We start from the raw sequence: 12,534 nt of genomic DNA on the forward strand, positions 1-12,534 counted from the left end.
TTGTCTTTTCATCCATGACTGACCTGAAAGGTTTTATTTTAGATTTCAACAGTCATAGTCGAGCGCAATCCAACCTATTATGCTTTTTTCAGTCCTTTTAATTGAGCTAGAACATGTCCAAACTTGCTGCATTAGATCAACTTTTAGAACAATACAAACAACTCAATTATCATCAGGATCCGGCACTTAAACAAAGGTTAAATGATGCTCAAAATTGGCTAAAACAGCGCATACTTCACACACATGCTGAGTTATTCGCTGAAGACAAAAATAAGCCGATGGCTCAATATTTTATTAACCGTCTTTATGGTGGCCCAGAATTTGATGACCTAGCATTGCAAATCGAACGTTTACTAAAATACGCACACAAAGCTGAAAAAATCATTCCAGAAAATGCCATTAAAACTGGGTTAAAATCTGTAGGACTAGCAGTCTTGGCGATGCAATTGGATGAACAAGTTGCACAGTATTTACTCCAACATTATCCAAAAGACCAACCAATTACTGATGAAATGATGCGTGAAACTTTAGTGGCTTTAGATCAAGAGCAAGCGCGCCATGAACAACTCAATCTGTTGGATGAGCTCGGTCTGAGTCTGGACAAATACATGCGTTCATTCATCATGCACACAGCGTTTAAAATGTGTAAAGGTGCAGCAAGCAAATATAATTTTGAGCTGATGTATGACTTTATTGGTGAAGGCTTTGTCGCTATGAAACCAATGAAATCGGCTGCGACCTTCATTCGGAATTTTACTGAAAAAGAGCGAATCATTGTAAATAATGTACACTCAGGGAAAGAAAATCCCTTCCAAATCGCTTAATTAAAATTCATCAGCCAAGATTCTGATCAGCCGAAAAAGCGTAAAAGCGTCTGGTCAGAATATCGAAAATAAAAGAACATCTTCTCATTTCATGGATGAAACTTCGCTTTAATTCTGTATATTATTCATATCAATTGCATAATCTAGACTGAAAAAAACTGAAGAATCTGTCATTATGCAGTTTAATTCAGATTTAATATTATTTGTGTTCAGGAGTGACTCGAATGTCTAATGAAAATCAACAGCCTCATGCTCGGGTTGAGCCGGCAAATAATAAAGACAACGTGAGTCCTTTTTTAACAGATCCATTACCAACTGGCGCACCTCAAGGCCAGCAACAATCGCTACAAGAGCAACTGACAGATACGCCAGTACATTCTTCAGTACCGAAATATAATTTGCCACGTGGTGCGAATACTGGAAACGTTGGACCAACGACACACTTCGGTTATAAAACCGTAAATTCTGAAGAGAAAGCGCAAAAAGTCGCTGAAGTTTTCCATTCAGTTGCCGCGAAATACGACATCATGAATGACTTAATGTCATTTGGTATTCATCGTTTGTGGAAACGTTTTGCCATTAATATGTCTGGCGTTCGCCGTGGGCAACGCGTTTTAGATATCGCTGGTGGTACTGGTGATTTAGCGAAAGTATTTAGCCGTGAAGTTGGTCCTACTGGGCATGTTGTATTATCTGATATTAATGAATCCATGCTGAATGTAGGTCGCGACCGTCTGATCGACGCGGGTTGTACCAACGTTGATTTTGTACTGGCGAATGCTGAAACCCTCGAGCCTTTCGAAGATAACAGTTTTGATTTACTCACCATCAGTTTTGGTCTGCGCAATGTAACAGACAAAGATGCAGCGCTTGCAGCAATGTATCGTGTACTTAAACCAGGTGGTCGCTTACTTGTATTAGAGTTTTCAAAACCAGTCTTTGAGCCTTTCTCAAAACTCTATGATTTGTACTCATTCACTGCTTTACCAATCATGGGTAAAATTGTGGCAAATGATGCTGAAAGCTATAAATATCTTGCTGAATCAATTCGTATGCACCCAGACCAACGCACATTGAAAAGCATGATGGAAAATGCGGGCTTCCAAAACTGCGATTATCACAATTTAACAGGTGGTATTGTTGCAGTTCACCGTGGTTTTAAACTCTAACCGCAGGTAGCACTTCGTCATGTGGTCAATCTTAGCACTGGGTGCAGTTGAAAAAACCATACATCATTGGATTAATTTGGATGCGATTACTCGTATCCAATTTAACCAATTACAAGGGAAAATGCTTCGTGTTGTGATTGATACACCACAACTTTCTGTTGATGTGTTTTTTGATGAAAATAAAATTCGTTTAGAACCAACAATAACAGGTCATAGCACTCAACCCTCTATTTTCGAACAGCGGCCTTGGGAGCAAGCTCACACGATTACTGAAGCAGATTCCACATTGCATGTTAATAATGTGGTCGACCTGTGCAAACTATTTCTAGCAGATGACATTGGCAATATTCCCGTTCAAGGTGACTATCGCCTTCTGCAAGACATTCAAAAAATTATACAAAATGCTGAGCCAGATCTCGCTTCACAGTTGAGTGATTGGATCGGACCTAATCTTGCAAGTCAAATCGGCAAGGTTCAATTAGCACCACAACATTTAATTAAGTCACTTCAATCTCATCTTTTTTTTGCGGAAGACTTTTTAAAAGAAGATACCGGACTATTCGCACCACGTTGGCAAATGGACGATCTTCTCCATGGAACTCGCCAGCTTAATCAAGATATTGATCGACTAGAAGCAAAAATTCAGCTTTTAAAATCAAAATTTAACCCTTCGTAGATTTCAGGTAATTGCATATATGATTCCGCACATTAGACGTTTAATCGAACTTTGGCGTATAGCTGCGCACTATAGACTCGACACGTTGGTTCCTGCGGAAGATATTCCTGCAAAGGTTCGCCCCCTGCTGAATCTTATACGTTTGCATCCTGCTGCACTTTCTAGTCGAGAACGTAAAAATCCTTTAAAGCTTAAAGAAGCTTTAGAAGAAATGGGGCCACTCGCAATTAAATTAGGGCAGCTCCTCTCTACGCGTCGCGATCTAATTCCACCAGAAATATTACAACAATTGGTGTTATTACAAGATCGTGTTAAACCTTTCGATTTTGGAGTGGCTAAGCAAAGAATTCAAGATTCGCTTAAAGCAGATGTTTCCACATTATTTACGCGCTTCGATGATAAGCCGCTAGCTGCTGCTTCAATTGCTCAAGTACATACCGCTGCTCTTCACGATGGTCGTGAAGTTGTCGTGAAAGTAACTCGCCCGAATATACGTGCTCAAATTATTCAAGATTTTGAAATTTTAGAATGGCTTGGTCACTATTTAGAAAAAAGGCTAGAAGCTGCCCGTGCTTTACATCTATCAGAAATTATTCAAGATTATCGTCAAATCATTTTAAATGAACTCGACTTGACTCTTGAAGCCGAAAATACACGACGTATGCGCCATTATTTTACTGGCTCAAGTATGATGTATGTGCCTGAAGTGTATATGGATAGTCCGGATGTAATGGTGGCAGAGCGTATCACTGGTGTGCCTATCTCAGATACTGCGACCTTTGATCGTTTAGGAATGAATCGTGCCGACTTAGCAGAAAAAGGCTTAACAATCTTCTTTACTCAAGTGTTTCGCGATAATTTTTTCCATGCAGATATGCATCCGGGTAATGTTTTCGTAGAAACGATTAATCCGCAAAATCCAAGATTTATTGCGCTCGATTGCGCCATCATGGGCGAGCTTTCCAAGCACGATCAAATGACGATAGCACGTATGTTGCTAGCAGTCATGAACAGTGATTTCATGCAATTGATTCAGATTGTGCATCAAGCAGGTTGGATTCCACCAGGCACGGATCAAGATGCTTTAGCACGTGAAATGCGTCGTACAGTAGGACCTATGGTTTCGAAACCGATGCATGAGTTAGATTTCGCAGGCATATTGATCCAAGTGATGGACATCGCTCGACGTTTTCATCTAGAAATTCCACCACAACTGATGTTATTGCTTAAAACCTTAGTACATGTTGAAGGCTTAGGTACAGACCTTTATCCTGAATTAGATATTTGGAAGTTAGCAAAGCCAATTCTAACGGATTGGGTTAAAGCCCAAATGAATCCTCAAAAAAATATTAAAGAATTAGGACAAAAAATTCCCGACTTATTATTAGGTGCTCAGGATTTACCAACTTTACTGATTGACAGTCTTAACGGTTTAAAAAATCAGTCAGCATGGCATGCTAAACAATTGAATGAACTTCAAACGCTGCGCTTGCAAATGGAACATCAGCAAAAGCGTAGTTGGATTTTCGGAAGTGTAATCGCAATTTTGCTCTCAATCGCTGTGATTGCACCATGGTTCATCTCCATGATTTTAATTGTGTTAGCATCCTTCATTGCTATGTGGCGTATGGTGAAATAAGTTCACTATCTCATGTCAAAACTTACTACTTCAATAGGTTTTAGTCGCTGAATTGCTTATGACACATATCCTCAAGACCACTCAACCTTGCTTGAATATTCATGTAGGTTATAAAGCAAAACAGATCATTCAAGAACAAGGTCTACAAGCCAGTGCGGTTGATTTTGTTCCTGGAGCAGCAGGTGGTCCCAAAGGTATTGGAATTCAAGGATTGGACCAAGCTGTTTTTGGTGAGTTCTTTGCTCAAGCACCGAAAAAGCGAACTTTAATAGGCTCATCCATTGGGAGTTGGCGTTTTGCAAGTATTGCAGCGCATGGTGCACAAGCAGGCACATCCAAATTAGCAGACTTATATACCCATCTTGAATTTCGACCTAAGATGAATATTATTGAAGTTGGAGACGTCTGTCGCGGCATGCTTAAAGCCCTCCTTCAAGGTAAAACTAATCCAATTATTGATCATCCCGACTACCATCTGGCTATTTTGGCAGTAAAGTCATCGAAAAAATTTCAAAGCGATCATCCTCTTATGCTTGCCCGCGCAGTCGCTGGCATTATAGGTCTCAATACTTTTTCGAGAGCTAAAATTGGGCACTTCATGCAACGTACAATTGCTCAACCACACAACGCTTCACGACTTTCACTCATCAAAAATGAATTCGAACACCTTGATTATGCGTTGACTGAAAAAAATTTAGAAGATTGGTTAATGGCATCTGCATCCATTCCATTTGTGATGCCGGCGGTCAGAAATATCGAAGGTGCAGATGTCGCTGCTTATCGTGATGGCGGGCTAATCGATTATCATATTGATCTACCTTTACCGAGTAATGGGATTGTCCTCTACCCTCATTTTACAGATCAAATAACACCAGGTTGGTTCGATAAGTTCCTCAAAAAACGTAGATCTAATGCTGAATATCAAGCACGAACCGTATTGATTTCACCCTCTGAGTCTTATTTAAGATCACTTCCTTTAGGACGTCTTCCTGATCGCAAAGATTTCACACTGAAAGGGCTTGATCAAAAAAAACGAATCGAGCTTTGGAAACAGTCTGTAGCTGAAAGTCAACGATTAGGGGATGCATTCCTAGAAATGATCCATAAGCAAAACTTTGAAGAATACATGCAAGATCTTAAATAAATTAATTTCTACTCTCCCCTACAAAGATTTATTCGCTTAAACTAATGACCTACAATTTTGTAGTGTCTCATTTAATTCTGGTGAAATCCTTATGAACAATACGCAATGGCTCGATGAAGTAAAATTTAACGAACAAGGTTTAATCCCTGCCATTGCTCAGCATCATCAAACAGGTCGAGTGTTGATGGTGGCTTGGATGAATCGTGAGTCTTTGGCACTTACAGCAGAAAAAAATCAAGCTGTTTACTACTCTCGTTCACGCAGCAAATTGTGGCATAAAGGCGAAGAATCAGGTCACTTCCAAACTGTCCATGAAATTCGTTTAGATTGTGATGCTGATGTGATCGTTCTTCAAATTGAGCAACATGGTGGCATTGCTTGCCATACAGGACGTGAATCATGTTTTTATCGCCGCTTAACATCAAACGGTTGGGAAATTGTAGACGCTCAATTGAAAGATCCGAACCAAATTTATGGCGAAAAGTCTGAGAATGCACATAGTAAAGTAATGAATGCATCAACAGCTCAAGCTGAGCAAGTCGATGTATTACATTATCTTGGTCAAATGATGGCAGAACGTAAATCTGCAGATCCTGACTCTTCTTATGTGGCAAAGCTTTATCATAAAGGTCTCAATAAAATACTAGAAAAAATTGGTGAAGAAAGTTTTGAAACGGTAATTGCTGCTAAAGATTTCAAACAAGAAGCGACGCTGGATCACCAAAATGATTTAATTTATGAAGTTGCTGATGTTTGGTTCCATACCATAGTGATGCTGGGTTACTTCGATCTTGATATTCAACTCGTTTTAAATGAGCTTGCACGACGTCAGGGTCTGTCAGGACTTGTTGAAAAAGCGAATCGCACGCATTAATTTACTCTTATAAAGCCATGTTCAAACATGGCTTTTTTATTTAATTCGGCTTTTTAAGTCGCCGAAGACTCCCCATCCAAAAAGAAGAAGATTGAACTCTCCCCTTTGTAAATTCTTGCTATACTCACTGATCATTTTTAAAACCATTGAAGATTTATCAACCTGTGTCTGTCATTGTCAAACCTACCTTAGAACAAGAAATTGCGATTCAACAAGCGCAATCTGGTCAATCCTTCAAAGTGATTGCCTATGCAGGTACAGGTAAAACAACAACGCTTAAATTAGTCAGTGATGCGATGCAACAGCGTCGCGGTATGTATCTTGCCTTTAACAAAGCGATTGCCAGCGAGGCTCAACAAAAATTTCATCAGCGCGTGGATTGTCGTACATTCCACTCTTTAGCATTTCGAAGCGTTCCACGTGGAGTTACAGATAAACTTAGACTCCCACGCTTGAGCCCGAGCTTTATTGCCAAAGAATACCGTTTGCAACCCATCACATTACGCCGACTCATGGGGGGGCGTTACGAAAAATATGCGCTTATGCCTAGTCGTTTGGCGGGCTTAGTTGCAAATGCTGTCAGTTATTTCTGTTCAACAAGCTCGCAATATCCTGCACCCCGCCATATTCAAGCACCAAGTTGGCTACATGCTGACGATATTACGGTATTACAGCAACACCTTTATCCTGCAGTCGAACGTCGTTGGTTAGAATCAATCGACCCTAATCATCAGGCTGGCATTGGGCATGACATCTATCTCAAATTATGGGCTTTATCAGATCCTTTTATACCCGCAGACTATGTATTGTTTGATGAAGCACAGGATGCTGACCCCCTAATGCTGGGGATTTTACTCAAACAAAAAAGTACGCAAGTCATCTATGTCGGCGATGCACATCAACAAATTTATGCATGGCGTGGGGCAGTCAATGCGATGCAACAAATGCCTTTACCCGAATCGCGCCTAACCACTTCATTCCGTTTTGGTGATGATATTGCTGAAGTTGCTAATCACTTATTAGGCGCACTCAATGAGACTGTTCCATTGATTGGCAATCCCGAACTCCAATCAAAAGTCGTCAACAAGCCTCATACCAAAATGCGAGATGCGATTTTATGCCGTACTAACGCACGCGCGATGGAACTTTTACTCTCAGGATTAGTTCAAGGAGACAAAGTGAGCCTGCAAGCCGATCATGCGAAATTAAATCGCTTTGTTGACGCTGCAAGCTTACTTAAACAAGGTAAAAGAGTAACGGACGTTCCTGAGTTAGCTTGGTTCAACTCTTGGCATGATGTGCATGAATATTGTGAAACAAATGATGGTAGTGATATCAAGCCTTTGGTTAAATTGGTCGATGAACATGGTACAGACCCACTCAAACGAGCACTTGCCAAAATCACACCCATTGAACAAGCGGACTATGTAATCTCAACCGCTCATAAAGCCAAAGGTTTAGAGTGGAATCGCGTGCATTTAGAAGATGATTACCAATTTAAAATTAATGGACTAGAACATAAAATTAGCGATGAAGAATTACGTTTACTTTATGTTGCATGTACACGAGCAAAAAGCAGCTTAAATATTCATCATATTTATGATTTAATACAACAACTCAAACTTAAATCCACGATTAAAACGAAAGCAACAGCATAATCCCCTACGATAAGTTGCAGGCAAAATATGAAAGTTCAATCTATTCAGTTACGTCACTGTTATCATTTTTCAGATATAAAAATTAAATTTGATCCAACTCAACGACCAATATCTATTATTTTAGGTGATCAGGCCTCTGGTAAAACTGCGATTATTAAAAATATTTATCAAGCTTTAACATGGTTTGCTGCACGTGCCAAAGATTTAAGAACTGCTGGTGTAGTCATGCTTGATTCGGATATTAAGCACAAACACATTCAAGCCAAAATAGATATTTGTGTTCAATATCCCACTGATATTGGATCTATTGAACAGGCTGCGACCGTGCAACACAATGAAGAGGGTTTGTGCGAATGGCAACTCTATAAAACATTAACCAGTAAAGGTGTAGGTCATAGTAAAGCGCTAACGACTCAATTAGAATCACTCGTTCATCTTTATCAACAAGCGATCAAACAAGATCCTGCTCAAGGCATGCCTATGGTGGCCTACTATCCTTCTGATCGCTTTATCAACGAAATGAATTTGCTAAGCAAAAATAATCCTGCTGTATTACAAACACACGCAGCCTATGAACTTGCAGCACTCCCTTATACAACCTTTGCTCGGTTCTTCGAATGGTTTCGTGAAATTAGCGACATCGAAAATGCACGATTAGCACAAGTTTTTCAAAAAATTCAAACCAATCAAAAATTATCCTCTCATCATGACCAAGAGGATTTAGTTGCAAAATTATTGAATCTTGAAGCAGAGATGCAACTACCATCACTCAAAGCACTCAAGAAAGCCATCCAGACATTATTCCCATCGATCAGTGACATTTATATTGAATACACGCCCAAGATCCAATTGATGCTGGTACAAAATGGTCAAGAAATTCCTTTTTCGCAATTATCTAATTCGTATCGTCAATGGTTGTGTTTAGTAGGTGATATTGTCAGACGACTTTGTCTCCTGAATCCTCATAGTATTGACCCATGCCTTGATGGTGAAGGCATTCTATTAATTGACAATATTGATGCTCAAGTAGATGAAGATTTTGTGCAAAACGTACTCAGCCGTTTGCATGAAGCATTCCCACAAATTCAAATTATCGCATCTGCATGCTCTGAATTGATTTTAAACAATGAAGTAGATGTACAACATTTTAAGTTAGAAAATCGAAAAATTGTTGAAGTAGAACAAAACCAAATCAGGGAACAATATGATGAACTATTTGCTCAACTCATGGCTAATGATTTACAAAATGATCAAATCACTGAAGTGAGTCGATCTACTGATACGCTTGATGGCTTGCGTTTGTTTGAATACTTCAAAAATTTATCAGTGTCAGAAAAACAGCGCTTTATTGAGTATCTCCAAGCTGGAGATTTATCAAGTATTTCATCACCCTAATTGATTGGAATTAGATGAATTAATCGGGTATGACTCACTCAATTTAAACAGAAATTTAAGCTTTTTTTCGCTATAATTCTGAATTGTGTAGCTAAAAAGTTTGATGTAATTTTATACATGTAATAAAATCTACTCATTCATTTTTTAATCAAAAAATGTCTATTTCTTTGCATTAGCTTTCCAAGTTGCGCAACACAACTTGTTTTTGTTTTTAAAATTCGTTCGGCTTTCAAAGTTTAAGTAGTTGGATGACTCTTTGCCATCCTCAAGCTTTTGAAAGATAAAACTCATCATAGGTTCCGGCCTACAACTCTATGGATACGAGTGTGCTACCGATTATTATATTGTTACCATTAATACTTGGCACTTTTCTTGTCCTCTGGCTGCAAAAAATCTCTCGCGGGGCGACAGCATTAGGGGCAATTGGAGTCAGCTTAACAAGTTTTATCTTGTTGCTGACTCAAGCCAAAGACGTCTTTCAAGGTCAAGTCCTCTCTGAACATTGGTCATGGTTACCACAGTTTGGTATCGACTTAAGCTTTAGACTTGATGCATTAGGCTTGATCTTCTCCCTCCTTATTACAGGGATTGGGACGCTCATTTATATTTATGCTTATTATTATTTAAATCATAAAAACTCTCTAAGTAAGCTATATTTCTTACTGATGCTGTTCATGGCCGCCATGCTCGGCATTTCACTTTCTAATAATTTACTTATTCTTCTTGTCTTTTGGGAAATGACCAGTATTTCGTCATTTCTTTTAGTGGGTTATTGGAGTAACTACGAAGCAGCACAGCGTGGCTCAAGAATGGCCTTAACCATCACGGGTATGGGTGGTTTAGCCATGCTCGGTGGTTTTATTCTCTTAGGTCAAATCACTGGCACATATCAAATTGATCAAATCCTCAATATGACGGCGCAGATTCAATCGAGTCATTTATTTGTGCCAGCCTTGCTCCTTATTCTTTTAGGTGCATTCACCAAAAGTGCTCAATTCCCTTTCCATTTTTGGTTGCCAAATGCAATGGCTGCTCCAACACCCGTGTCAGCTTATTTGCATTCAGCGACAATGGTGAAAGCCGGAATTTTCTTACTGGCGCGCTTAATGCCCATCTTTGTTGGTTCTGCTTTGTATCATAACCTCGTCACATTCATTGGTTTATTTACCTTATGTATGGCCGCGTTCTTTGCCATTTTTAAGGAAGATCTAAAAGGTTTGCTCGCCTACTCCACCATTAGTCATTTAGGCTTGATCGTTTGCTTACTGGGGATTGGTTCACCACTCGCTGTGGCTGCAGCTATTTTTCACATCATTAACCATGCGACCTTTAAAGCCGCATTATTCATGGTCGCTGGTATTATCGACCATGAAACAGGTACACGTGATTTACGAAAACTCAGTGGAGTATGGCAGTTACTTCCATTTACAGCGACTTTAACCATGATCACCGCAGCATCAATGGCTGGTGTACCACTGACCAATGGATTCTTATCCAAAGAAATGTTCTTTACTGAACTATTAGCGAATCTCTCGGGTGGTGTTGGTATCTTCGCAGCAATTATTGCAACACTCGCAGGTCTGTTTGCTGTCGCGTATTCTGTTCGTTTAGTTCATGGCGTATTTTTTGATGGTGATTTAGGCAAAGCGATTCCAAATAAAGATGCGCATGAACCACCAATTGGTATGCGTGCACCTGCAATTTTATTAGCTACATTATGTATTGCAGTGGGTCTATTACCAGCGCTCTTAGTAGGCGATATCGTCAATGCTGGTGCACGAGCAAGCACCAACCTTCCAGCTTTTGAAGGCGTACATCTAGCAATCTGGCACGGCTTTAACGTGCCTTTATTGATGAGTGCGATTGCATTGATTGGCGGTATTATTTTTTATTTTAGTCTTGCGAAGAACAGTAGAATTCGTGACATTGACCTTGATCCAATACTTGGCAAACTTCAAGGTAAAGTCCTGTTTGATCTATTTCTCAAACATTTGCTCTTAAATTCGCGCAAATTAAAAAGAGCAACAGAAACAGGTTCTCTACAAAACTATTTATTGTGGATATTAATTTTTGCTGTTGCTTTAGTCTCCATGCCTCTCATTGGTCAAGGTATTTATGCAGGTACACGCGAACTGACGCATGCACCATTGGTTGCAATCGTGCTTTGGTTATTACTGTTTTCAGCGTGCTGGATGATGCTTTGGTTTCACCATGAACGCATTAAAGCCGTTCTTATCAGTGGAGCAATCGGTCTTGTCGTGACGATGGTCTTTGTTACGATGTCAGCACCAGACCTGGCACTCACACAAATCACAGTCGATGTTGTCACAACTGTTTTACTTCTGATGAGTCTATCCCTCTTACCACAACTTACGCCTTATGAATCTTCACGCACTCGTCGTTGGAGAGATGCGGTGATTGCAATCATCGGAGGCCTAGGAATCGGTTGGATCACTTGGATGATTCTAACGCGTGATCACAATTCAATCTCATGGTTCTTTGTTCAACAATCTCTACCGCTCGGTGGTGGTTCAAATATTGTGAACGTAATTTTAGTCGATTTCCGTGGATTTGATACCTTTGGTGAAATCACAGTACTGGGTATTGCCGCAATTGGAACATTGTGTTTAATGGATGGAATGCGGGCACATGGTACGACCATTACACAAGGTTTAACCTATCGCTTTAATCCGTCACCGTTAATGTTCCGAATGACCGCATCTTGGGTCCTTCCGATTGCCTTAGTCGTCAGCTTATATATTTTCTTACGCGGACATAATCTTCCAGGGGGTGGCTTTATCGCAGGTCTTATTACATCCATGGCACTTGTGATTCAGTACATTGCGCTAGGTCAAGATCACACAGAACAACTCTTACGAGCAAAGTCTGGGCGTCTTTATGAAATTTGGATTGGTACTGGCTTAACTGTTGCTGGTCTGACTGGGGTCGCTGCGTGGTTCTGGGGTCGACCATTCCTGACCAGCGCTCATATTTATGTAGAGCCGATCATTCTTGGAAAAATGCATTTGCCATCTGCGGCAGCATTTGATGTTGGTGTCTATGTCACAGTCGTTGGTGCAACAATGCTCATGATTTCCGTTTTAGGTGACTCACGCAACTCAAGCATCACCGGCCCTGTACCGAAGGAGTAAAGA

Annotated in this window: 9 protein-coding genes; all 9 read left to right on the forward strand. The window is 40.1% G+C overall.

All coding sequences use genetic code 11. The features are described 5' to 3' along the window. Positions 1–113 precede the first annotated feature (113 nt). The 9 genes from AC1M9I_RS06935 to AC1M9I_RS06975 all read left to right on the forward strand — a co-directional run bounded on the left by AC1M9I_RS06935 (position 114) and on the right by AC1M9I_RS06975 (position 12,531). Positions 114–824, forward strand: coding sequence for a DUF8198 family protein (locus AC1M9I_RS06935; protein ID WP_481594758.1), 711 nt, complete (start codon positions 114–116; stop codon positions 822–824). A gap of 224 nt (positions 825–1,048) precedes the next feature. Further along, positions 1,049–1,993 (forward strand): bifunctional demethylmenaquinone methyltransferase/2-methoxy-6-polyprenyl-1,4-benzoquinol methylase UbiE, encoded by a 945-nt coding sequence (gene ubiE, locus AC1M9I_RS06940; protein ID WP_481593257.1) that lies wholly within the window; start codon positions 1,049–1,051, stop codon positions 1,991–1,993. Positions 1,994–2,012: 19 nt separating this feature from the next. Further along, entirely contained in the window at positions 2,013–2,669 is a 657-nt protein-coding gene (locus tag AC1M9I_RS06945; RefSeq protein ID WP_092767245.1) for a ubiquinone biosynthesis accessory factor UbiJ, read from the forward strand. A 19-nt stretch (positions 2,670–2,688) separates the two neighbouring features. Beyond that, positions 2,689–4,308: an ABC1 kinase family protein gene (locus tag AC1M9I_RS06950; RefSeq protein WP_481593256.1), complete on the forward strand. Its 1,620-nt coding sequence runs from the start codon at positions 2,689–2,691 to the stop codon at positions 4,306–4,308. A gap of 58 nt (positions 4,309–4,366) precedes the next feature. Further along, the gene (locus AC1M9I_RS06955) at positions 4,367–5,452 is read left to right on the forward strand and encodes a patatin-like phospholipase domain-containing protein (RefSeq protein WP_481593255.1); all 1,086 of its coding nucleotides are present in this window, start codon (positions 4,367–4,369) and stop codon (positions 5,450–5,452) included. Between the two features lie 91 nt (positions 5,453–5,543). Then, positions 5,544–6,326, forward strand: coding sequence for a bifunctional phosphoribosyl-AMP cyclohydrolase/phosphoribosyl-ATP diphosphatase HisIE (hisIE, locus tag AC1M9I_RS06960; RefSeq protein ID WP_092767251.1), 783 nt, complete (start codon positions 5,544–5,546; stop codon positions 6,324–6,326). A 164-nt stretch (positions 6,327–6,490) separates the two neighbouring features. Beyond that, on the forward strand, positions 6,491–7,984 hold the full coding sequence (locus AC1M9I_RS06965; RefSeq protein ID WP_481610853.1) for a UvrD-helicase domain-containing protein: 1,494 nt from the start codon (positions 6,491–6,493) through the stop codon (positions 7,982–7,984). Positions 7,985–8,011: 27 nt separating this feature from the next. Further along, the gene (locus AC1M9I_RS06970; RefSeq protein WP_481610854.1) at positions 8,012–9,379 is read left to right on the forward strand and encodes an AAA family ATPase; all 1,368 of its coding nucleotides are present in this window, start codon (positions 8,012–8,014) and stop codon (positions 9,377–9,379) included. Positions 9,380–9,693: 314 nt separating this feature from the next. Beyond that, entirely contained in the window at positions 9,694–12,531 is a 2,838-nt protein-coding gene (locus AC1M9I_RS06975) for a monovalent cation/H+ antiporter subunit A (RefSeq protein ID WP_481610855.1), read from the forward strand. Positions 12,532–12,534: the final 3 nt, after the last annotated feature.

This window comes from Acinetobacter sp. ANC_7553 (genome assembly GCF_056779895.1).

Excerpts from the sequence above, each read along its gene's own strand:
- hisIE (WP_092767251.1), top strand. The coding sequence starts at position 5,544 with ATGAACAATACGCAATGGCTCGATGAAGTAAAATTTAACGAACAAGGT.
- AC1M9I_RS06970 (WP_481610854.1), top strand. The coding sequence starts at position 8,012 with ATGAAAGTTCAATCTATTCAGTTACGTCACTGTTATCATTTTTCAGAT.
- ubiE (WP_481593257.1), top strand. The coding sequence starts at position 1,049 with ATGTCTAATGAAAATCAACAGCCTCATGCTCGGGTTGAGCCGGCAAAT.
- AC1M9I_RS06950 (WP_481593256.1), top strand. The coding sequence starts at position 2,689 with ATGATTCCGCACATTAGACGTTTAATCGAACTTTGGCGTATAGCTGCG.
- AC1M9I_RS06975 (WP_481610855.1), top strand. The coding sequence starts at position 9,694 with ATGGATACGAGTGTGCTACCGATTATTATATTGTTACCATTAATACTT.
- AC1M9I_RS06935 (WP_481594758.1), top strand. The coding sequence starts at position 114 with ATGTCCAAACTTGCTGCATTAGATCAACTTTTAGAACAATACAAACAA.
- AC1M9I_RS06945 (WP_092767245.1), top strand. The coding sequence starts at position 2,013 with ATGTGGTCAATCTTAGCACTGGGTGCAGTTGAAAAAACCATACATCAT.
- AC1M9I_RS06955 (WP_481593255.1), top strand. The coding sequence starts at position 4,367 with ATGACACATATCCTCAAGACCACTCAACCTTGCTTGAATATTCATGTA.